The sequence below is a fragment of the Amycolatopsis sp. WAC 01375 genome (assembly GCF_003947325.1).
Lineage (GTDB): Bacteria > Actinomycetota > Actinomycetes > Mycobacteriales > Pseudonocardiaceae > Amycolatopsis.
Map to the genome: position 1 here is coordinate 71,663 of NZ_QHHW01000029.1, position 21,092 is coordinate 92,754.

Sequence of the window (21,092 nt, forward strand, 5' to 3'; positions counted from 1 at the left end):
TACCGATCCCCTATTGGCTGAGTGAGCGACGACCAGGAGTGATCCCCGATGTGCCCAGTGGCGCCGGCTCACTAACTTCGGTGACCTGCGCTCAGCCGTGCCCTCCGGCCGCTGTGCCTGCCCCACCGACCTAGACCTCCAGGAGAGTCCTTTCATGGGTTCCGTCCAGACCCTGCACGACTTCACGCTGAACCTGCTGAACGACACCGCCGCCCGTGCGGCGTTCGCCAACGACCCGCAGCAGGTGCTGGCCGACGCCGGCCTCGGTGACATCAACGCCGCCGACGTGCACGAGGTTGTCCCGCTGGTGCTCGACTTCGTCCCGGTCGGCACCGCCACAGACCTCACCGGAACCACCGCGGCCACCGCCGACAACCTGGCCGGCTTCGGCGGCGTCACCAACGCCGTCAACGGCACCGACGGCGAGTGCGCCGACGGCGTCCAGGGCGCGATCGACCAGCTCACCGCGCTGACCGCCGGCCTGCCGGTCGCCGTCCCCGGTGCGGACGCCCTCCCCGGCGTGCCGAGCCTTCCGGGCCTGCCCGAGGCCGGTCTCCCCGCCGTTCCGGGACTGCCGGAGCTGGGCGGCCTGCCCGCCGTCCCCGCCGTGGGCGACCTGCCGGTCGCCGTCCCGGGCCTGCCCGCCGTCCCGGCCGTCTCCGACGTGACCGACGTGTCGAACGCCGCCGCCGGCGTGACCGCGCTCGCGCAGAACACCGTCGGCAGCTTCGGCCTGACCGACGACCTTTCGCGTGGCCTCGACGCCGCCCCCGCCGCCCAGGCCGGTGACGTCGCCACCGGTGCCGTCGACACCGCGACCGACCTGGTCCACGACGTCCCGGCCGTGGACACCGCCGGTCTCCCGGCCGTCGACTCGGTTCCGGCCGTCGGCGACCTGGCCGGCGACCTGCCGCGCGCCGACGGTGTCGCGGGCGGTGCCCCCGACTTCCTGTCGACGGTCGGTGACCTCACCAGCGTCATCGGTCAGGCGGGTGTCGCGGACGTCACCACCAAGGTGCACGACATCGCGAACAACTACGGCAACGGTGACATCGCCAACAATATCGCCCACAACAACGGTGACGTGACCGGCAACGTGGCCAACGAGGTCGCCAACGTCGCGAACCACGCGGGTGTCTCCGAGGTCCACGACACGGTTTCCGAGGTCGGCAACAACATCGGCCACACCATCGGCAACCTGAACGACGTGCACATCGGCACCGGCGACATCGGTTCGGGCAACGACATCAACATCGGCTGATCCGAATATTTTTCAGTTCTGTGCCAGGGCCCCGCGACCGCACCAGGTCGCGGGGCCCGCAGGGCATTGTTGGCCCATGCCACATTGATTCCGCGCTTGGTTAAGGGAACACTGCATCCCCGTGACAGCCCCAGCCTGGCTCGACGTGCTCAACGAGACCTTGGACGCCTGTGCCGCCCACGGTCGCGCCGACCTGGCCGAACGCCTCCGGCGCAGACGTGACCAGCAGGCGCCGGGCACCCGGATCGCGGTGGTCGGTTTTCCCAAGCAGGGCAAGGGTTACCTGCTCAACGCGCTGCTGAACGCGCCGGTCTGCGCGGTCGGGGACGCGAGCACGCCCGCCGTGCCCACCGAGATCGGTTACGCCGCGGACCCCGCCGCGACGCTGATCGGGCACGCCAGGGAAAGCGTGCCGGTCGGGAATCTCGCCAAGGAACTCGAGGTACGGCCGCCCGGTTCGCTGCGCCGGGTCGAAGTCGGCCTGCCGCGCGAACTGCTCGGCACGGGACTGGTGCTGGTGGACACCCCGGCGATCGGGGATCCCCGATCGCCGCGCACGGCCGCCACCCTCGACGTCCTCGCCGACGCGCACGCGGTGATCCTCGTCTCCGACGCGACGCAGGAACTCCAGCCGGCCGAACTGGCGCTGGCAAGGCATATCCGGACCTGGTGCCCCGCGTTGGTGCTGGCACTGACCAAGATCGACGTGAGCCCGGACTGGCGGGAACTCGCCGCCCGCAATCGTGCCGCGCTCTCCGAGACCGGTGTCGTCGCCGACGTCTTCCCCGTGTCCGCGACGGTGCGCCAGGCGGCCGCGAAGGCCGGTGACGCCGGCCTGAACGGACGGTCCGGTTTCCCGGAACTCCTGAACTGGGTGGGGGAACAAGCCGCGCGCCCGATCGAGCGCACCCGCGCGCTCGCCGCCGCGGTGAGTGTGCGGGCGGCGGCGGTCGAACTCGTCGAGACGCTGCAGGCGCGGCTCAACGCCGTCTCGCAGGACAACGGGGCCGATCAGATCACCCTGCTGCACCAGGCACAGCGGCGCACCGAGGAGCTGCGGCGGCAGAACGTCCGCTGGCAGAACCTGTTGTCGGACGAGATCACCGACCTGATCTCCGACGCCGAATACGATCTGCGCGAGCGGACCAGGGTGATCGTGCGCCATATCGACCGCACCTTCGACGAGGGCGATCCGGTGCAGATCTGGCCGGATTTCCAGACCTGGCTGGAAGAGAACCTCGCCGAAGCCGTCGAGACGAACTACAACTGGGTGTCCGACCGGGCGACGTGGATCGCGCACGCGGTCGCCACGAGTTTCGGGCCGCGCTACGGCCAGGCTCCGGAACTGCCGCTGACCGGGTCCGGAGTGGACTCGATCCCCGAGGTCGGCGCCCCCAAGATCGAGCGGTTCAAGATCGGGCAGAAACTCTTCACCGGCTTGCGCGGCTCCTACGGCGGCGTGCTGATGTTCGGCCTGGTCACCAGTCTCGCCGGGCTGCCCCTGATCAACCCGGTGTCGCTCGGCGCCGGTGTCGCGTTCGCGACCAAGAGTGTGCGCGACGAAGGCGGGATGCGGTTGCAGCGACGCCAGGCGCTGGCGAAGGCCGCGGCGCAGCGCCACGTCGACGACGTGTTCATCCGGTTCAGCAAGGAGATCAAGGACGAGGTCCGTCAGGTCCAGCGGCGGCTGCGCGATCATTTCGTCGCGTTGTCCGACGAACTCGCGGAAGAGCTGACCCGCCAACGGGAACTGATCATCGCGGGCTCCGCCGAACGGGACCGGCGCACCCAGCGGGTCAAGAAGGAGATCGATCGGTTGGCCGCTCTGCACCGGAAGGCGGGGGCGCTCGGCAGTGGCGCCGCGCCGCGCCGGGAGCTTTCGGCGTGACCGCCGACGTACTCTTTTCCGCGGAGGCGGCATGAACACCGCACTCGATGTCCGTGAACTCCTGAACGAGGCCGCGGCGCACTATCGTGGCCGCCCGCATGCGGTGGCGATGCTGCGGGAATGCCTGGAGCGACTGGAAGAACCGCTGCGGGTCGGCTTCGCGGGCACGCCGGGCACCGGGAAGTCCACTTTGGTCTCCGCGCTGGCGGAATGGCCGACCAGGGCCTTGCGTGAACTCGATCTGTTCGACACCCCGGCGCCGGCCGAACACGTCGACGCGACCGTGCGCCTGGTGCGTCATCTCGAACCCGACGAACTCGCCGGTACCCGGCCGGTGGGCGGTTCGCCGTTCGCGCGGCAGACGGCGGTGAATTCGGTGCTGGTGCTCGGCAGGGCCGACGAGGTCGGCGCGGGCCGGATCGACGCCTTGCTCACCGCGAAACAGCTGGCACGCCGGGCCTGGCGCGAGGACCCGGATTGCGCTGGATTCCAGGGGGTCATCGCGGTCGCCGGACAACTGGGGTACGCGGGACGCGCGCTGCGGGACGACGAATTCGAGGTACTGCGCGCGCTGGCGTCGGTCACCCGGCCGGAGCTGGAGCGGTATCTCCTGTCCGTGGATTCCTTTGTGGACGATCCGTTCCCGGTGGCGGTCCCGCCGGAGTCGAGGAAACACCTGGTGTCGCGGTTCGGCCTTTACGGAGTCCGGCTGGCGATCACCCTGATCCGCACCGGCTGCGAGAGCAGGCTGAAACTCTCGGCGGAACTCGTGCACCGCAGCGGCCTCGGCGACCTGCGGGACACGCTCGCGGGGTGCTTCGTCGCGAGGGCCGACGCGCTGAAGGCACGCACGGCGGTGGTGCGGCTGGAAGGGCTGCTCGCCGCCGAACCGCTTCCGCACGGTGACCGGCTGGCCGCCCGCGTGGAGCGCTTCGCCGCGGCCGCGCACGACTTCCGGGAACTGCGGCTCATCGCCGGCATCCGCGGTGGCCGCACGGCGTTGTCCGGGGAGATCGCCGAGGAGGCCGTCCGGTTGCTCGGCGCGCAGGGACTCGCGCCCACCGAGCGGCTCGGTCTCGAACCCGACGCGGATCCCGCCGAGATCCACGCGGCCGCGGAAGGCGCGCTCGTCCGCTGGCGGCAGGAGGCTGAACGGCCCGATGCCGCGCACGCCGAACGCGCCGCCGCACGGGTGATCGTGCGTTCGGTCGAGGGACTGCTCAGCCTGTTCGTGGCTTGACGCCTTCCGGTCCCGGAGTCACCATAGACCTCTCTATGGTGACTCTGACCAGGCGAAAGGGGTCCGGCATGCCCGACGACGTGCGTCCGGATGTGCGGCTTCTCGGTGAACTTTTCGCGCATTGGGCGAAGACGACTCCCGAGCGGGAAGCTCTCTCGTACCAGGGGCGGCGGCTCACCTGGGCCGAACTCGACGAGCGGGCGAGGCGGGTCACCGGCGCGCTCGCGGCCGCCGGGCTCGGCAGGGGGGACAGGGTCGCGTTCGTCGACAAGAACACGCCCGCCTGCCTGGAGGTGACCTTCGGCGCGTCCTCGCTCGGGGCGGCGAACGCGGTGGTCAACTGGCGCCTCGCACCGGAGGAACTGGCGTACGTCCTCGGCGACAGTGGCGCGCGGATCGTCTTCGCCGGTCCGGAATCGCTGGCCGCCGTCGAGGCGCTGCGTGATCGGCTGCCGTCGGTCGAGCGCGTGATCGTCGTCGGCGGAGAAGACGACCAGTACGAGGACTTCCTGGCCGGAGCGGCCCCCGCCGGGCTGTCACCCGAGGTCGGCGAACACGACGGCGCGCTGGTCATCTACACCAGCGGAACCACCGGTTTCCCCAAGGGCGCCGTGCTGACGCACCGGAACCTGCTGGCGCACAGCCGCAACGCCGGCGCGCAGTTCCCGATGGGGGAAGGCGACCGAAACCTGGTCGCGATGCCGCTGTTCCACGTCGGCGGGAGTTGTTACGCCATCATCGGTTTCCACTACGGGCAGCCGACGACGATGACCCGCGACCCCGACGGCGAGTCCCTGCTGGGCGCGCTGGCCGAAGGGGTCACGCACGCGTTCCTGGTACCCGCCGTGGTCGCCGGGATCGTGCAGGCGGGGGAGCAGGCCGTCGCCGCGTTCTCGCGGTTGAAGTACCTGGGTTACGGCGCGTCGCCGATGCCGCTCCCGTTGCTGCGGAAGTCGCTCGCCGCCTGGCCGGACACCAGGTTCGTGCAGGTCTACGGCATGACCGAACTGTCGGGAGTGGTGACGGCGCTCGATCCGGAGGCACATCGCGACCCGGCCGGGCCCGAGCGGCTGGCGTCGGCGGGCACGGTGCTGACCGGGGTCGAGATGCGGGTCGTCGACCCGGCGACGCTGGAGGACGCCGAGCCCGGGGCCCCTGGCGAACTGTGGTTCCGGACCGACCAGGCGATGGCGGGCTATCTGGGCAAACCCGAGGCGACCGCGGAGACGATCGTCGACGGCTGGGTCCGCAGCGGCGACGTCGGCAGGGTCGACGACGGCGGCTTCGTCTTCATCGAAGACAGGGTCAAGGACATGATCATCACCGGCGGCGAGAACGTCTACTCGCCCGAGGTCGAGCGGGTCATCGCCGAACATCCCGCGGTTGGCGAGGTCGCCGTCATCGGTGTCCCCGACGAGCGCTGGGGAGAACAGATCAAGGCGGTCGTCACCCCCGCCCCCGGGCAGCGGGTCGACGTCGACGAACTCGTCGGATACTGCCGGGAACGGCTGGCGCACTACAAATGCCCGCGTACGGTCGAAATCGTGGAGGCGTTGCCGCGCAACGCGACCGGCAAGATCCTCAAACGCACCCTGCGGCGTCCGTACTGGGAAGGGCGGGAGCGGGCCGTCTGATGCCGTCGATCGTCAGTCGCGAGAAGTACTTCGACGCGGCCTTGGACATCCTCGCCGAGTCCGGGTTCGCCGGCCTCAACGTCGGCACGCTCGGCAAACGCCTGGGCGTCACCAGCGGATCCTTCTACCACCATTTCGGCGGCTGGCCGGCTTTCGTCGGCGCGCTGCTCGAATTCTGGACGCAGCGGCAGGTGCGGATCCTGCGGGAACTGGACTTCGGTTCCGGCGGGCCCGAGGCGGACTTCGCCGCGCTGATGAGCCTGACGCGCGGCCTCAGACATCGTGCGGAGGCGGCCATCCGTGCCTGGGCGGCGAACGACGAAACCGTTCGCGTGGCGCAGAAACGCGTCGACGACACCCGGGTCAAGACGGTCGGGAAGGTGGTGGCCGAGCTGATCCCCGACCGGCGTCGCGCGGAGGTCGTGACCTCGCTCGGGCTGGCGATGCTGGTCGGGTATCAGCAGCTGGCCTCGGCGGGGGGATTCACCGACCTCGGCGAGATCCTCGACGAATACACCCGGCTGGTGCTCGCCTAGGCCGTGTCCGGTAAGTCATGTTCGCGGTCTTCGCGCCCAGGTGGTCCCTGACGGCACGGGCGGACGCGGCCGAGTACGACCTGGTACGAGGCCGATCCGCCCGCACCGCCAGGAACCACCTGGATCACGAAGCCCATCGAACAGACTTACCGGACACGGCCTAGGCGTTGCCGAGGACCCGGGTCACGGTGATCTCGATGACCACGCGTTCCGGATTCGGCTTGGGCTGCCGGTACCGCGCGGCGTAGCGGTTCTCGGCGTCGCGCACCGACTCCGGGTCTTCGCGCAGCACCGCGCGTCCCTCCAAAGTGGACCAGCGTGGTCCGTCGAGCTGGCAGGCGGCGACCGGAATGCCCTTTTCGCCCGCTTCCTTGACCATGCGGGCCTTTTTGGACGAGCGGAACGTGATCACGCGGGCGATCCCGGCATCGAAGTCCACTGTGACCCCGACCGCGACGACATGCGGGGTCCCGTCCGGTCGGACGGTGGTCAGGGTGGCGAGGTGCCGCTCGGTCCAGAAGTCCCGGAAGGTCTCGCCGCGCGCGCTCAGGTCGATCGTCATGCGGTCAACGCTAGGACACGGCCTCGGCCGCCGATCACGAAGGCGTCTTTTGAGGTAATAGTAAGGAAACTTTCTTAACTCTCTTGTTTTTGACCGACCCGGATGTCACTCTCGGAACGCGCCGCCGCCACCAACGACGTTTCCGGAGGAGCCATGAGAAAGACCGTTCGGACAGTGCTGGCCGCGGCCGCGCTGACCGCCGGGCTGGTCGCCACGACCGCCCCCGCCACCGCGGTGACCACTCAGGGAACCCCTTACCTGCCGGGAGTTCTGCGCCCGTCGGTGTCGCAGGCGACGCAGGACGCCGCCCTCGCCAAGTACTACGACTACTGGAAGAAGAACTTCCTCACCACGAAGTGCGGGACGGGCACCTACGCGGTCAAGGCGCCGGACGCCGACCACGCCTTCGTGGCCGAGGGTCAGGGCTACGGGATGACCATCGCGGCGATGATGGGGACCAAGGACTCGCAGGCCCGGACCGTTTTCGACGGCATCCTGAAGTTCGTGAAGGCGCATCCGTCGGTGATCGACAAGGATCTGCACGCCGCCGAGCAGGATCCGAACTGCAAGAGTGTCAACGGCAGCGACGCGGCGACGGACGGCGACCTTGAGATCGCCTACGGCCTGCTCCTCGCCGACAAGGTCTGGGGCAGCGGCGGTTCGGTGAACTACAAGGCCGAGGCGCTGCGGATCATCAAGGCGATCAAGCGCAGCGAGGTCAACCCCGACACCAAGTTCATGCGGCTGGCGGACTGGGCCGACAGCGGCAAGTACATCAACAGCTCCCGATCCTCCGACTGGATGCCGGGTCACCTCCGCGCGTTCGAGAAGGCCACCGGAGACTCGTTCTGGGGTCAGGTCCGGACCCGCCAGGAGAAGGCCGTCACCCAGCTTCAGCAGCAGTACGCGCCGAAGACCGGGTTGATCCCGGACTTCGTCGTCAACACCAACTCCACGCCGAAGCCCGCTCCGGACGGCTTCCTCGAGGACAACGACCCGCACTACGCCTACAACGCCTGCCGTGACCCGTGGCGACTCGGCGTCGACGGGATCACCGTCTCGGGAAGCCCCGCACAGGGACAGGTGCGGAAGATGAACACCTGGATCCGGCAGAACACCGGCGGCGACCCGGCCAAGATCACCACCGGCTACACGCTGTCCGGGTCCAAACTGCCGGGCGAGACGGGTCAGCACCCCTGCTTCACCGCGTCGTTCGCCATCGCGGCGATGAACGACCCGGGCAGCCAGGCCTGGCTGGACAAGCTGTGGACCTCGATCACGACGTGGTCGCCGAACGCCAAGGACTACTACGGCACCGGCATCACCGTGCAGGTCCTGCTCATCCTCTCGGGGAACTACATCGCGGTTTGATCCCACTCGCGTGAAGGCCCCTTCCCTCGGCTCAGCCGAGGGAAGGGGCCTTCACGCACGAAACGGACATCGACTGGACAGGATTTCAACTCCGAGTTGACCTCTTCAACAGCCAGTTGTAGCGTCGGCGACCATCCGAAGCTCGTGGAGGTCCTTCATGCCGTCGACGCCGCTCACCCTGACCCGAACCTGGCGCCTGGCCGTGCTCACCGGCCTGGCCGCGCTCGTCACCGCGGCCTGCGGAGGCGGGCCCGACGGAGCCGGCGGGGCAGGAACCCGCCGCCCCGGGCGCCCCCGCCGCCATCCCGGACACGACCGCGTTGATCGAGTCCGTCCAGAAGGACGCCGCCGTCGCCGGCACCCTGCCCGCGAAGTACGCGCAGGCCGGGATGCTGCACCTGGCCTCGAACCTGCAGTCCGCGCCCAACAACTTCTACGCCGCCGACGGCAAGACCCCGATCGGCTACGAGGTCGACCTCGCCAAGGCCATCGGCAAGAAGCTGGGCGTCACCGTGCACCACCAGGACATGGCGTTCGGTTCGCTGATCACGAGTCTCCAGTCCGGCCGCGTCGACCTCACGATGGCCGCGATGAACGACACCAAGACCCGTCAGGCGCAGATCGATTTCGTCGACTACTTCTCCTCCGGCATCACGATCATGGTCCGCAAGGGCAACCCGGACCAGATCACCGGCGCGGACACGTTGTGCGGCAAGAACGTCGCGGTCGTGCAGGGGACGAGCCACCAGAAGTTCGCCGAAGAGCAGAACGGCAAGTGCACGCAGGCGGGGAAGCCCGCGCTGACCGTGACCGCGACCGATTCCGACACCCAGAACCAGAACCAGCTCCGCACCGGCCGGGTCGCCGCCATCCTCAACGACCTGCCCAGTGCGGTCTACATCTCGCGGACCGCGGGCGATGGCAAGTTCTTCGAGGTCGTCCCCGGCGAGCCGATCAACGGCGGGCCGTACGGGATCGGCGTCAACAAGGAGAACAAGCCGCTGGCCGAGTCCGTCCAGAAGGCACTGCAGTCCCTGATCGCCGACGGCGGTTACGGCAAGATTCTCCAGGCATGGGGCGTCGAGCAGGGCGCGGTCAAGGAGGCGAAGCTCAATGCCGGAAGCTAGGGGGTCGACAGCCGAGCCGCTGCCGATCGTCCGGCTGAGGCACTGGGGTCGTTGGGTCAGTGCCGTCGTCATCCTCGCGCTGCTGATCCTGCTCGGGATCGCGCTCGGGAACGCCCAGATCCAGTGGGATTCCGTCCCGGAGTTCCTCTGGTACCGGGTGATGGCGGTCGGTCTGCTCAACACCGTGCTGCTCGCGGTGATCGCACAGGGTTCGGCGATCGTCATCGGGATCGTGATCGCGCTGATGCGCCGCTCGGCGAATCCGGTGGCGCGCTGGTTCGCGGCGGGTTACATCTGGTTGTTCCGCGGGCTTCCGGTGCTGCTGCAGATCCTGATCTGGTACAACCTGGCGCTGGTGTTCGAGTTCATCTCGATCCCGCTGCCGTTCGGCGGCCACCTGCTGCACGAGCAGACCAATGTGCTGATCACCGCGTTCACCGCCGCGCTGCTGGGCTTGGCGCTCAACGAAAGCGCGTACATGGCGGAGATCGTCCGCGCCGGGCTGAACAGTGTCGACAGTGGACAGACCGAGGCGGCGAAGTCCATCGGGATGTCGCCTGGCGCGACCCTGCGCCGCGTGGTGCTGCCGCAGGCGATGCGGGTGATCATCCCGCCGACCGGCAACGACTTCATCAACATGCTCAAAGGGACGTCGATGGCGTCGGTGATCGGCGTGACCGAACTGATCCACGCCGCCAACAACATCTCGTCCAACAACCTGCTGGTCATGGAGACGCTGCTGGCCGCCGCCGTCTGGTACATGGTCGTGGTGACTGTCGCCGGGGTCGGGCAGCACTACCTGGAGCGCGCCTTCGATTCCGAAGACCGGTCGCGGAGCGCGTTCTCCCGTGCGGCCAAGGCTTTGCGCACCGCGCCGCTGGTGAGGAGTGAACGTGTCTGAGCCGCTGCTCAAAGCCGTCGGCGTCCGCAAGAGCTACGGCCACACCGAGGTGCTCGGCGGGATCGACCTCGAAGTCCACAAAGGACAGGTGGTCTGCCTGCTCGGCCCGTCGGGCGCGGGGAAGAGCACCTTCCTGCGCTGTGTCAACCATCTGGAGACGATCGACGCCGGACAGGTCTGGGTCGACGGCGAGCCGATCGGTTTCCGGCTGCGCAACGGAAAACTGTACGAACTGAAGGAGCGTGAGGTCGCCCGGCAGCGGCGCGACATCGGCATGGTGTTCCAGCGGTTCAACCTGTTCGGCCACCGGACGGCGCTGCAGAACGTCATCGAGGGGCCGGTGCGGGTCCTCGGGCTGAACCCCGAGGAAGCGCGCGTCCAGGCGCTCGAACTGCTCGACAGGGTCGGCCTCGCACACCGTGCCGACGCCTATCCGGCGCAGCTGTCGGGCGGGCAGCAGCAGCGCGTCGCGATCGCCCGGTCGCTAGCGATGAAACCGAAGCTGATGCTGTTCGACGAGCCGACGTCGGCACTCGACCCGGAACTCGTGGGCGAGGTGCTGGCGGTGATGGGTACGTTGGCCGCGGAGGGGATGACGATGGTCGTGGTGACGCATGAGATGGGGTTCGCGGCCGAGGCCGCGGACGAGGTGGTGTTCATGGCCGACGGCATGGTCGTCGAGACCGGGCCGCCGGGGGAGCTTCTGAGCGCTCCGAAGCACGAGCGGACCAAGCAGTTCCTGGCACGGGTCCTCGCATGACGCGGATCTCCCCGCGGTACCTGCTGCAGTTCGACGAGCCTGCCGGGTACCTCGACTTCGCGCGGTTCGGCCCGCCGTCGCACGCCGTGCTCGACACGACGGCGAGCCTGCTCGACGCCTCCACCAAGGCCGGTCCGTCCACTGTGGACGACCTGATGCGGCAGGAGACCAGGGCCAAGGCCGCCGCCGCGCGGCTTTCCGGCAGCGACACCGACCACACGGTGTTGTTGCCGCACACCAGCCTCGGCCTGTTCCAGGCGGCGTTCAACGCTCCCGGCGGTGAGACGCTGGTGTCTTCGGCGGAGTTCCCGGCCAACACCTACCCATGGGCGCGGGCCGAACAGGCGGGACGGCTGACCGTGCGGCGGCTGCCGCTCGGGAACGTCACGGCGGACGCGGTCAAGTCGGCGCTGACGCCGGAGACGTCGCTGGTCAGCGTGAGCGCGGTCGACTTCCGTACCGGGTATCGCGCCGATCTGGCGGCGATCCGGGAGGTGGTCGGCGACCGGCTGCTCGTGGTCGACGGGATCCAGGGCTTCGGGGTGACCGAGGCACCGTGGGAAGTCGCGGACGTGCTCGTCGTCGGTGGGCAGAAGTGGTTGCGGGCGGGCTGGGGCACCGGTTTCGCGGTGCTTTCGGACCGGGCGCTGGAGCGGATGGAACCGATCCTGTCCGGCTGGACCGGCGCCCGTGACCCGGGCCTGTTCGACGACGAGATCCATCCTGCCGACGAGACCGCGGCCGCCTGGTCGATTTCGAACTTGAGCCCGATCACGTCGGGCGCGTTCGCCGCCGCTTTGGAACTGGTCGAAGAGGCGGGCGTCGAGGCCATCGCCGCGCGGATCACCGAACGCGTCGGTGAACTCGAAGAAGTCGTGAAATCCGCCGGGGGAGAGGTGGTTTCGGCCGTGGACCGGCGGGCCGGGATCCTCGCTTTCACTCTGCCAGGGCAGGCCGCCGAACAGGTCGGGGCCGCGCTGGCGGACGCCGGGATCGCCGCGACCGTGCGGCCGGAGCACGTCCGGCTGTCCCCGCACGCGTCCACTCCGGCGAGCGCGGCGGAACAGGTGCGGACGGCGTTGGAGCGGCTGAACAAACCGGTCACGGTGTTCTCCGGAGTTCCCGCGGTCGGAGTGGCGTCGAGTGACCTGCTCACCGCGCTCGTCCCGGCGGTGCACGCGCTCGCGGCGATGCTGGGGCCGGGCAACGAGGTCCTGCTGCACGATCTGAGCAGGCTGCCGGACTCGATCGTCGCCATCGCGGGCGACCTCACCGGCCGGACGGTCGGCGGGCCGATGACGGATCTGCTGCTGGGCCTCGTCCGTCGCGGCACCACGCAGGACCTGACGAACTACGAGACCCACGGCCCCGACGGCCGGGCGATCCGTTCCTCGACGCTGTTCCTGCGGGACGCCGACGGCGTCGCGATCGGCTGCCTGTGCGTCAACCGGCTGTCCGACGGTTCGCCGAAAGCCAACGGGCACGAACCCGAGACCTTCCCGCCGGACGTCGACAGCCTGCAGCGGTTCCTGGTCGGGCGCGCGGTGGCGAAGGCCGGGATCCCGGTGGACCTGATGAAGAAGCGGCACAAGGCGGCGGTGGTCCGCGAACTCGACGAGGCGGGGTTCTTCCTCATCAAGGACTCGGTGGACCACCTCGCCGGGGAACTCGACGTCACGCGGTACACGATCTACAACTACCTGAACGAGATCCGGGGCACCTGACGCTCTCGCGCGCGCGATGAAGGACGCTTTCATAGCAAATTTTGCAATGAAAGCGTCCTTCATCGCAGCGGGTGACCAGTCCTTTCATGGCGTGGATCCGGCTGCTGATCGGTGCCAGGCACGGTCCGTCAAGGCCTCCTTGAGGGACCAGTAGTCACAACAGCTGCGCGTGAAGGCCTCCGTCCCTCGGCTGAGCCGAGGGACGGAGGCCTCGGGCGGGCAAGGCCACCGGTACCGAGCCGGTCAAGGCTGTAAAGACGGTTAGAACCGTCCTTACCACTCATGAGGGCGCTAGTTCAGGAAGGACTCCACGGCATCGGCGGCCCGGTCGATGCCGCCGTTTCCGCGCGTCTCGGCCCGCACCTCGGCAAGCCGCGCTGCCACGGAAGGCGACCCGGCGACCCGCTCGACGGCGGCCCGCAACGTCGAGGCCGTCACCTCGTCGGCCGCGAGTTGCTCGCCGACGCCGAGTTCCGCGAGCTTCGCCGCGTTGCCGAAACCGTCGGTGGCCAGCGGGATCGCGACGGTCGGCACGCCGTACCACAGCGATTCCGTGCTGCCGCCCATGCCGGCGTGCGTGATGAACGCCGACGCGGCCTCGAGTACCGCGAGCTGCGGGACGAACGGGCGCACCTCGATGTGCTCGGGCAGCGGCCCGAGCGCGGCCGGATCGGTCTGGCCGATCGAGATGACCACGTGCCAGTCCGAGTCGCGGAACCCGTCCACGCAAGCGCGGAACAGGTCCAGCTGGTCGGTGAACGCGGTGCCGAGCGACATCAGCAGGACTTTCCTGCCGTTCGACGGCGGCGTCCAGCTCCGGTCGGCGAGGCGTTCCGGGTCCAGTGCCGGGCCGACGAAGCGGACCGACGACGGCACCCGTTCGACGTTGGGCTGCATCGCCCTCGGCAGCAGCGCGAGCACCTGGGACGGGTGGGAGATCCAGTCCCAGGCATCGGCCTCGATGCCGTTCTCGTTCAGCCACCGGGTGAAAGTGGTGAAATAGTCCTTTCCGGACGGTGAGGTCCGGATCGAGGTCAGGATCTCACCCATGTCCTCTTCGTAGCCTTCCCAGGCGACATAGGTCGGCGAAAGCTGCACCGCCGGAACGTCGTAGCGCCTGGCGAGCAGCGGAGCCGGAAGCCCGCCGATGTCGTACAGCAGCAGGTCCGGACGGTTCCGGTCGTAGAAATCGGTGAGCACCGGCATCGCCTGGATGCCCTCGTCGAGGAAGACCCGCATCTGCGACGCCGGATCCTCCGGCCACGCCGACTGGTCGCCGAGCGGGAGGATCGACGGATGCGGGACGATCTCGGCCCCGGTCGGTTCGATCAACCCGGTGAGCGGTTCGCCCACGGCGTAGCTGACCCGGTGCCCTCGGGCGACCAGCTCACGGATGACGGCCAGCGACGGGTAGATGTGGCTCGGCGCGGTGCTGCCGATCATGGCGATATGCGTGTTCTGCATGATGTCCTGTCTGAATTCGTGAAGGAGCGTCAGACGGCGCGCGGAAAAGGGGCCACCCGGTCGCGGGCGGCCCTGCGGTCACGCCGACTCAGGCGGTGCGCATGCGGACGTGGCAGATCATGATCGAGATCCTAGCGCGCCCCGCGCGGCCTCCCAACCGGTTAACGCGTTGCCCGGTTTGCCGCGATCGGGACCCGCCGTTTGCAGGGACCTTCGCCGGAAGGCTTTCGCGGGTCATGGACGTGGATAGGGTTTCCGGGCTTTCACCTTCGCAGGGAAGGGGAGAACCTTGAGACGTGTTCTCATCACCGCGCTGGCCGTGGCCACGCTCGCGTCGGTCGCGGTGACCGCGACCGCCGTCGCCGCGGAAGAGGCGCAGCCCGCCGGGACGATCACCTGGGGCGCTTGTACCGACCAGACCTTGATCAACGCCGGCGCGGAATGCGGCTATCTGCCGGTCCCGCTGGACTATTCGAGGCCGCGCGGTGAGCAGATCCAGCTCGCGCTCAGCCGCGTCAAGCACAAGGCGCCCGACGCGCGGTACCAAGGCGTCATGTTCACCATCCCCGGTGGGCCCGGCGGTTCCGGGTTGCTGCTCGCGACTCGCGGGCCGCGCGTGCCCAACCACGCCGGCGACGCCTACGACTGGGTCGGTTTCGACCCGCGCGGCGTCGGCGCCAGCAAGCCCGCGCTTTCCTGTGTCCCGGACTACATGGATTACCACCGGCCGAACTACGTGCCGACGACGCGGCAGCTGGAGAAGACCTGGTTGCTGCGCTCGAAGTCCTACGCCGACGCGTGCGCCGAGAAGAACAGCCTCGCGCTGCTCGAGAACATGAAGACGACCGACACGGTCAAGGACATGGAAAGCATCCGCGAGGCGCTCGGTGCGGAGCAGCTGAACTTCTACGGGTACTCCTACGGCACCTACCTCGGCCAGGTCTACGGGACACTGTTCCCGCGGCACGTCCGCCGCATGGTCCTCGATTCCACTGTGGACCCTCGCAATGTCTGGTATCAGGCCTTCCTGAACCAGGATCTCGCGTCCGACGTCAACCTCGGCATCTGGTTCGGCTGGGTCGCCTCGCACGACGACGTCTACCACCTCGGCAAGACCCAGGCCGCGGTGAAGCAGGTCTTCGACACGCAGCTGAAGAAGCTGGCCGCGGCGCCGGCGGGCGGCTACATCGGTCCCGCCGAGTTCCTCGACGTCTTCCTGCAGGCTTCGTACCGCCAGCTGAACTGGACGCTGCTCGGTGACGCGCTGACGAAGTTCGTCAAGGGCGACTGGCAGACGATGAAAGGCCTGTTCGAGAGCTTCGGCGGGCGCGGCGACGACAACGGTTACGCCGTCTACCTCGCCGTCGTGTGCACCGACGTGAAGTTGCCGCCGAGCTGGCAGCAGTGGAAGCGCGACAACTGGCGCACCCATGAGAAGGCGCCGTACTTCACATGGCAGAACGCTTGGTACAACGCTCCTTGCCGGTCCTGGCACGCGAAGCCGGGCAAGCCGGTGAAGGTCGACGGCTCGAAGGTGCCGAGTGTGCTGATGATCGGCGAGACGCTCGACGCGGCGACGCCGTACGAAGGCAGCCTCGAGGTGCGTAGCCGGTTCCCCGGCGCTCGCCTGATCGGTGAGCCGGGCGGCACTAGCCACGCCATCACCCCGCGCGGCAACGCGTGCGTCGACAGCCGAATCGCCGACTACCTGGCGACCGGGGCGCTCCCCGAACGCAAACCGGGGCGGATGGCCGACGTCGAGTGCGCGCCGCTGCCCCTCCCGGTGCCCGCCTAGCCCAAGTCCGTGAAGGCCTCCTTGAGGGACCCAGAGTCCCTCAAGGAGGCCTTCACGGACTTCTGAGGTTTCCGCGACAGGGCACTTTGTGTTACAAAGTGAAAGTGAGCTTTGTGATTCAGAGTGCTCGAAGGGGGAAAGTCATGGCGGACGCGTTCAGCCTCGAAGGGCTGGTGAAGCACTTCGGTGACGTCCTGGCCGTCGACGACGTCAGCGTGCGGGTCGCACCGGGGGAGGTGGTGGCGCTGCTCGGGCCGAACGGGGCGGGCAAGTCGACCACCATCGACATACTGCTGGGGCTGACCAGGCCGGATTCCGGCCGGGTGAGGGTCGCCGGACTCGGCGCGGCCGAGGCGATGGACCGGGGGATGGTCGGCGCGATGGCGCAGAACGGGACGCTGCTGAGGGACACGACGGTCGCCGAACTCGTCGGCCTGTTCGCCTCGCTGCATCGGAATTCGCTGTCCGTCCGCGAGGTCCTCGAGCGCGCCGGAGTCATCGAATACGCGAATCGCCGCTGCGGGAAGCTCTCCGGTGGGGAGCAACAGCGGGTGCGGTTCGCGCTCGCGCTGGTCGGCGATCCGGACCTGCTGGTGCTCGACGAGCCGACCGCGGCCATGGACGTCGACGGGCGGCGCCGCTTCTGGGCGTCGATGCGCGAGTACACCGGGACGGGCCGCACGGTCCTCTTCGCGACGCATTACCTCGCCGAAGCCGAGGACTACGCGGACCGCGTCGTGCTCATGCGGCACGGTCGCGTCGTCGCGGACGGCCCGGTCGGCGAGGTCCGGGCCGCGGTCGCCGGACGGGTGCTGCGCGCCGTCGTCCCGGATGCCACCGAAGCCGCGCTGGCCGCGTTACCCGGGGTGTCGCGCGCGGTACTCCGGGCAGGCCACGCGGAACTGGGGTGCGCCGATTCCGACGCCGCCATCCGCGGCCTGCTGCGGGAGTTCCCGCTCGCCTCGAACATCGAAATCACCGCTGTGGGACTGGAAGAAGCCTTCATCGCGCTGACCGCCGATGCGGCCGAAGGAGCTTTGAAATGAACATGAACTACTTGGCGCTGGAGATCAAGCGCATCGTCCGCAGCCCGCAGTTCGCGTTGTTCACCATCGGCATGCCACTGGCGATGTTCCTGCTGTTCGGTGGGATCTTCGGCGCCCAGGAGATCGCTCCCGGGATTTCGACCGCGACCGTGACCATGGTGAACATGGCCGCGTACGGCGCCATGACCGCCGCGCTGTTCACCGGCACCCGTGTCGCCACCGAGCGCACCGACGGCTGGCAGCGCACCTTGAGGCTGACGCCGCTGCGAGCGCCGGGCTATCTAGGGGTCAAGGTGTCGGCGGGGATGTTCGTCGCGTTGCCCGTGCTGCTGGTGATCTTCGCGGCCGGGATGATCCGCGGTATCCGGCTCGAAACCGGGCAGTGGCTGACGATCTTCGGCACGCTCTGGCTCGGGACGCTGCCCTTCGCGGTGCTGGGCCTGATGATCGGCCTGTTCGGCAAGGGCGACACCGTCCAGGCGGTGACCGGCGCGCTGATGCTGCCGCTCGGCATGTTCGGCGGATTGTGGATCCCGCTGCAGGTCCTGCCCGGCTGGATGAACACCGCCGGGCACCTCATGCCGACTTACTGGCTCGGTGAAATCGGCCGCGCGCCGGTGCTCGGCGGATCGGGCACGGTGACCGCCGTCGGGGTGCTCGCGGCGTGGCTGGTGGTGCCCGCGCTCGTGGTGATGGCGAGGTTCCGGCTCGACACGGCGAGACTGTGAACCCGTGTTAGTTTTCCGAAGTGGTGGAGGATGAACGGGACGACGACGCGCGGTCGATGACGCCCGAGGAGTCGCTCGCGCTCATCGCCGCGCAGTCGGAGAAGACCCGGCGTGAGATCGGGCCGAATCCCGCGGTGTTGCTGGCCATCTGGGGGCTGGTGTGGCTGTTCGGTTTCGGGCTCGTCTACGTCTCCGCCCCGCCCACCGCGCTGATGCCGATGTGGGCCGCCGCGGTGATCGCCGGCGCCGGTTTCGTCGGGGCCATGGCGTATTCGGCGGTCTACGGCATCCGTGCTGGCCGCGGCGTGCGCGGGCCGTCCCGGCTCGTCGGCGCGATGTACGGGTGGAGCTGGATGATCGCGTTCGGCGGGCTGACGGTGGTGAACACCGCGCTGATCCGCCTCGGCCTCGACACCGGGCTGATCCCGTTGCTGTGGTCGGGGACCGCGCTCATGCTGACCGGACTGATGTATCTCGCCGGCGGGATGCTGTGGCAGAGCAGACTGCAGTACGGCCTCGGCGTCTGGATCATCGCTTGCGGTGCGGCGAGTGTGCTGGCCGGGGGACCGTACAACTTCCTCGTGCTGAGCGTCGCGGGCGGCGGTGGCTTCCTGGTGGCGTCGCTGGTCTTCCTGGTGCGGGCGCGATGAGCGAAGACGGGCTGCCCCAGCTCGATCCGGTGATCCACGCGCAGGCGCGGCTGCGGGTCACCGTCGCGCTGTCGAGCCTCGAGCCGGGCGACAGCATCACTTTCCCGCGCCTGCAGCAACTGCTGGACATGACACCGGGCAACCTGTCGACGCATCTGCGCAAACTCGAGGACGCGGGCTACGTCGAGATCACAAAGGCTTTCGAACACCGCACACCGGTGACGCTGGTCCAGTTGACCACCCGGGGCCGGGCCGCGTTCGAGGAGTACACGAAGGCCCTGCACCGGCTTCTCGAGGTTCCGGGCGATGGGCGCGCATGACCGGTGGGTCATCCACCTCGACATGGACGCGTTCTACGCCTCCTGTGAACAGCTGACCCGGCCGACCCTGGTGCGGCGTGCCGTGCTGGTCGGCGGCGCGGGCCCGCGCGGCGTGGTCGCCGGCGCGAGTTACCAGGCGCGCGAACACGGGATCAAATCGGCGATGCCGATGTCGCAGGCCCGGCGGCTGCTGCCGCCGACCGGGGTCATCCTGCCGCCTCGGTTCAAACTCTACGAACTGCTGAGCACCCAGGTGTTCGACCTCGTCGCCCAGTACGCGCCGGTGCTGGAACGGATCTCCCTCGACGAGGCCTTCGCGGAACCGCCCGCACTCGCCGGGGCTTCCTCGGACGAGGTGCGGGAATTCGGTGCGCGCCTGCGGGAACACATCCGGTCCGAAATCGGCCTGGTGGCGTCGATCGGGGCGGCGTCGGGGAAACAGGTCGCGAAGGTCGCCTCGGATCTGGCGAAACCGGACGGGCTGCTCGTCGTCGACCAGGGCACCGAACGCGATTTCCTCGCGCCATTGCCGACCAGGGTGCTGTGGGGGATCGGCCCGGTGGCGGAAGGGAAACTGCGCGCGATCGGGGTCCGGACACTGGGCCAGCTGACCGCGCTCTCCGACGCCGACGCGGTGTCCACTTTGGGCAGCGTGGTCGGCAGGGACCTGCGGCGGCTGGCCACCGGCGTCGACGACCGGCCGGTGTCCGACCGCGCGGAACTCAAACAGGTCAGCGCGGAGACGACCTTCGACCGCGACCTGATCGACCTGGTGAGCCTGCGCCGCGAGGTTCGCGACCTCGCCGTGCACGCGCACCGGCGGCTCGTCAACGCCGACCGGGTCGCGCGGACGGTGGTGGTGAAACTGCGGCACACCGACTTCAGCACGGTGACCCGTTCGGAGACGATGGCCTCGCCGACCGACGAATTCGACCAGCTCGCCTCCATGGCGGAACGACTGCTGATCGACCCGACCGAATTCGGCGGAGTGCGGCTCGCCGGGGTCGCGTTCTCCGGGCTTTCGGTGCCGCATCAGGATCCGCTGTTCACCCTCTCCGTCCCGGCTTCGGACGTGCCCGTGATCTCACGCGCTCCGGCGCCGGTTCCCGTGGTGTCGTCGAGTTGGCGGCCCGGCGACGACGTCGTGCACGAGGCGTATGGAACCGGGTGGGTGCAGGGGGCCGGGCACGGGCGGGTGACCGTCCGGTTCGAGACGCGCTCCAGCGGGCCGGGGGTGGCGCGGACCTTTCCGCAGGAGGATCCGGCGTTGCGCAGGGGAGAACCCGGTGACTGCCTGCTCTGAGGCCGGAGGGTGCGTGGGTGCCTTCGGCGAGCCGGCGTGTGCTCCCCATGTGGCATTGGGGACGTTGAGCGGCCCCAATGCCACATTGGGGGCACCTCTCTGCCCGCGAGCGGGAGCCGCAACATCAGCGGGCTGCTCGGCGGACCCGTCGTCCTCGTGTTCTGGTGAAAGGCAGGCAAAGTGGTGACGCTGAGTGAGAGGTGTGTGGAAACAGGAACGTTGAGTGTCCCTATTTCCACACATCCCTCCCGTAGCGGGCATCCCACGTCACGACCCCGCCCGGATGACCGCCTCAGCCGCGGCAGACCGTCACGAAGTTCACGCTGGTCACCTTGACGTCGCGCGGGCAATTGCGGAAGCCGAAGAGGCACCAGTTCCCGTCGTCCCCTTGCACCAGCAGCGCACCGTACGACCGTTGCGCGTTTCGCTGATCGTTCAAGACAGCCATGGCGGCCTGTCCCTTTTGGTCCACGCTGCCGACGGTGACCGGTGTTTCGCCGGAGACGAGCTCGTCGGGGGCGGCCGGCTTGTCCGGCGTGCGCGGGCAGGTCAAGGCGATGAGGGCGGGGTTGTCGCCGTCGGTCATCGCGTTCGCGATCACTCCGGCCGTGCCGCCCGCCGTCGCTCTGTCGTTCGACGAACCACACGCCGCGGTCACCCAGAACGCCAGCACGACGAAACCGATCAGACCTGACCGGGAGAGCGCAGTCATGGCGGAGATGATCCCAGGACCGCCGCGAACCGGGTGGTCTCGGTGACTTCGGTTGAGTGTCTTACCCGAT

General features: G+C 68.8%; 18 protein-coding genes and 1 pseudogene. 16 read left to right on the top strand and 3 right to left on the bottom strand.

Annotated features, from left to right (window positions below; all coding sequences use genetic code 11):
- Positions 1 to 154: 154 nt before the first annotated feature.
- From DL991_RS18930 to DL991_RS18950, 5 genes are all read left to right on the top strand, one after another.
- Positions 155 to 1,261, top strand: coding sequence for an IniB N-terminal domain-containing protein (locus DL991_RS18930; RefSeq protein ID WP_125785662.1), 1,107 nt, complete (start codon positions 155 to 157; stop codon positions 1,259 to 1,261).
- Positions 1,262 to 1,382: 121 nt separating this feature from the next.
- A complete protein-coding gene (locus DL991_RS18935) occupies positions 1,383 to 3,149 on the top strand; it encodes a dynamin family protein (RefSeq protein ID WP_125785663.1) in 1,767 nt (588 codons plus the stop codon).
- A 31-nt stretch (positions 3,150 to 3,180) separates the two neighbouring features.
- The gene (locus tag DL991_RS18940; RefSeq protein WP_125785664.1) at positions 3,181 to 4,389 is read left to right on the top strand and encodes a GTPase; all 1,209 of its coding nucleotides are present in this window, start codon (positions 3,181 to 3,183) and stop codon (positions 4,387 to 4,389) included.
- 68 nt (positions 4,390 to 4,457) lie between these two features.
- Positions 4,458 to 6,023, top strand: a complete 1,566-nt coding sequence (locus DL991_RS18945) for a long-chain-fatty-acid--CoA ligase (protein WP_125785665.1) — start codon at positions 4,458 to 4,460, stop codon at positions 6,021 to 6,023.
- Positions 6,023 to 6,559 carry a TetR/AcrR family transcriptional regulator gene (locus DL991_RS18950; protein ID WP_125785666.1) on the top strand — a complete coding sequence of 179 codons (537 nt, stop codon included), beginning with the start codon at positions 6,023 to 6,025 and terminating at the stop codon, positions 6,557 to 6,559. Before DL991_RS18945 ends, DL991_RS18950 begins: the two co-directional genes overlap by 1 nt.
- Positions 6,560 to 6,719: 160 nt before the next feature.
- Here the strand turns inward: DL991_RS18950 and DL991_RS18955 are convergent, their stop codons facing one another.
- On the bottom strand, positions 6,720 to 7,121 hold the full coding sequence (locus DL991_RS18955) for a PPOX class F420-dependent oxidoreductase (protein ID WP_125785667.1): 402 nt from the start codon (positions 7,119 to 7,121) through the stop codon (positions 6,720 to 6,722).
- Positions 7,122 to 7,274: 153 nt separating this feature from the next.
- Between DL991_RS18955 and DL991_RS18960 the strand changes: the two genes are divergently transcribed.
- The 5 genes and pseudogenes from DL991_RS18960 to DL991_RS18980 all read left to right on the top strand — a co-directional run bounded on the left by DL991_RS18960 (position 7,275) and on the right by DL991_RS18980 (position 13,004).
- Positions 7,275 to 8,492: a glycosyl hydrolase family 8 gene (locus tag DL991_RS18960; protein WP_125785668.1), complete on the top strand. Its 1,218-nt coding sequence runs from the start codon at positions 7,275 to 7,277 to the stop codon at positions 8,490 to 8,492.
- Positions 8,493 to 8,649: 157 nt separating this feature from the next.
- Positions 8,650 to 9,619: pseudogene (locus DL991_RS18965) on the top strand (ABC transporter substrate-binding protein).
- The gene (locus DL991_RS18970; protein WP_125785669.1) at positions 9,606 to 10,520 is read left to right on the top strand and encodes an amino acid ABC transporter permease; all 915 of its coding nucleotides are present in this window, start codon (positions 9,606 to 9,608) and stop codon (positions 10,518 to 10,520) included. Before DL991_RS18965 ends, DL991_RS18970 begins: the two are co-directional and overlap by 14 nt.
- Positions 10,513 to 11,280, top strand: coding sequence for an amino acid ABC transporter ATP-binding protein (locus tag DL991_RS18975; RefSeq protein WP_125785670.1), 768 nt, complete (start codon positions 10,513 to 10,515; stop codon positions 11,278 to 11,280). Before DL991_RS18970 ends, DL991_RS18975 begins: the two co-directional genes overlap by 8 nt.
- Positions 11,277 to 13,004, top strand: coding sequence for an aminotransferase class V-fold PLP-dependent enzyme (locus tag DL991_RS18980; protein WP_125785671.1), 1,728 nt, complete (start codon positions 11,277 to 11,279; stop codon positions 13,002 to 13,004). The genes DL991_RS18975 and DL991_RS18980 overlap by 4 nt, the downstream gene beginning before the upstream one ends.
- Positions 13,005 to 13,295: 291 nt before the next feature.
- Here the strand turns inward: DL991_RS18980 and DL991_RS18985 are convergent, their stop codons facing one another.
- Positions 13,296 to 14,468 carry a macrolide family glycosyltransferase gene (locus tag DL991_RS18985; RefSeq protein WP_125785672.1) on the bottom strand — a complete coding sequence of 391 codons (1,173 nt, stop codon included), beginning with the start codon at positions 14,466 to 14,468 and terminating at the stop codon, positions 13,296 to 13,298.
- 289 nt (positions 14,469 to 14,757) lie between these two features.
- Between DL991_RS18985 and DL991_RS18990 the strand changes: the two genes are divergently transcribed.
- The 6 genes from DL991_RS18990 (at position 14,758) to DL991_RS19015 (ending at position 20,310) form a co-directional block, all read left to right on the top strand.
- Positions 14,758 to 16,263: an alpha/beta hydrolase gene (locus DL991_RS18990; RefSeq protein WP_199754002.1), complete on the top strand. Its 1,506-nt coding sequence runs from the start codon at positions 14,758 to 14,760 to the stop codon at positions 16,261 to 16,263.
- Between the two features lie 143 nt (positions 16,264 to 16,406).
- Complete coding sequence (locus DL991_RS18995; protein WP_125785673.1) at positions 16,407 to 17,309, top strand: ABC transporter ATP-binding protein; 903 nt, start codon at positions 16,407 to 16,409, stop codon at positions 17,307 to 17,309.
- Positions 17,306 to 18,037, top strand: a complete 732-nt coding sequence (locus tag DL991_RS19000; RefSeq protein ID WP_125785674.1) for an ABC transporter permease — start codon at positions 17,306 to 17,308, stop codon at positions 18,035 to 18,037. The genes DL991_RS18995 and DL991_RS19000 overlap by 4 nt, the downstream gene beginning before the upstream one ends.
- A 20-nt stretch (positions 18,038 to 18,057) precedes the next feature.
- Positions 18,058 to 18,687: a hypothetical protein gene (locus DL991_RS19005; RefSeq protein ID WP_125785675.1), complete on the top strand. Its 630-nt coding sequence runs from the start codon at positions 18,058 to 18,060 to the stop codon at positions 18,685 to 18,687.
- A complete protein-coding gene (locus DL991_RS19010; RefSeq protein ID WP_125785676.1) occupies positions 18,684 to 19,007 on the top strand; it encodes a transcriptional regulator in 324 nt (107 codons plus the stop codon). The genes DL991_RS19005 and DL991_RS19010 overlap by 4 nt, the downstream gene beginning before the upstream one ends.
- Positions 18,994 to 20,310, top strand: coding sequence for a DNA polymerase IV (locus DL991_RS19015; RefSeq protein WP_125785677.1), 1,317 nt, complete (start codon positions 18,994 to 18,996; stop codon positions 20,308 to 20,310). Before DL991_RS19010 ends, DL991_RS19015 begins: the two co-directional genes overlap by 14 nt.
- 292 nt (positions 20,311 to 20,602) lie before the next feature.
- Here DL991_RS19015 and DL991_RS19020 read toward each other — a convergent pair whose 3' ends face one another.
- Complete coding sequence (locus DL991_RS19020; protein WP_125785678.1) at positions 20,603 to 21,022, bottom strand: hypothetical protein; 420 nt, start codon at positions 21,020 to 21,022, stop codon at positions 20,603 to 20,605.
- Positions 21,023 to 21,092 lie beyond the last annotated feature (70 nt).

Excerpts from the sequence above, each read along its gene's own strand:
- DL991_RS19000 (WP_125785674.1), top strand. The coding sequence starts at position 17,306 with ATGAACATGAACTACTTGGCGCTGGAGATCAAGCGCATCGTCCGCAGC.
- DL991_RS19015 (WP_125785677.1), top strand. The coding sequence starts at position 18,994 with ATGGGCGCGCATGACCGGTGGGTCATCCACCTCGACATGGACGCGTTC.
- DL991_RS18945 (WP_125785665.1), top strand. The coding sequence starts at position 4,458 with ATGCCCGACGACGTGCGTCCGGATGTGCGGCTTCTCGGTGAACTTTTC.
- DL991_RS18985 (WP_125785672.1), bottom strand. The coding sequence starts at position 14,468 with ATGCAGAACACGCATATCGCCATGATCGGCAGCACCGCGCCGAGCCAC.
- DL991_RS19010 (WP_125785676.1), top strand. The coding sequence starts at position 18,684 with ATGAGCGAAGACGGGCTGCCCCAGCTCGATCCGGTGATCCACGCGCAG.
- DL991_RS18930 (WP_125785662.1), top strand. The coding sequence starts at position 155 with ATGGGTTCCGTCCAGACCCTGCACGACTTCACGCTGAACCTGCTGAAC.
- DL991_RS18950 (WP_125785666.1), top strand. The coding sequence starts at position 6,023 with ATGCCGTCGATCGTCAGTCGCGAGAAGTACTTCGACGCGGCCTTGGAC.
- DL991_RS18980 (WP_125785671.1), top strand. The coding sequence starts at position 11,277 with ATGACGCGGATCTCCCCGCGGTACCTGCTGCAGTTCGACGAGCCTGCC.
- DL991_RS18970 (WP_125785669.1), top strand. The coding sequence starts at position 9,606 with ATGCCGGAAGCTAGGGGGTCGACAGCCGAGCCGCTGCCGATCGTCCGG.
- DL991_RS18995 (WP_125785673.1), top strand. The coding sequence starts at position 16,407 with ATGGCGGACGCGTTCAGCCTCGAAGGGCTGGTGAAGCACTTCGGTGAC.
- DL991_RS18940 (WP_125785664.1), top strand. The coding sequence starts at position 3,181 with ATGAACACCGCACTCGATGTCCGTGAACTCCTGAACGAGGCCGCGGCG.
- DL991_RS18955 (WP_125785667.1), bottom strand. The coding sequence starts at position 7,121 with ATGACGATCGACCTGAGCGCGCGCGGCGAGACCTTCCGGGACTTCTGG.
- DL991_RS18960 (WP_125785668.1), top strand. The coding sequence starts at position 7,275 with ATGAGAAAGACCGTTCGGACAGTGCTGGCCGCGGCCGCGCTGACCGCC.
- DL991_RS19020 (WP_125785678.1), bottom strand. The coding sequence starts at position 21,022 with ATGACTGCGCTCTCCCGGTCAGGTCTGATCGGTTTCGTCGTGCTGGCG.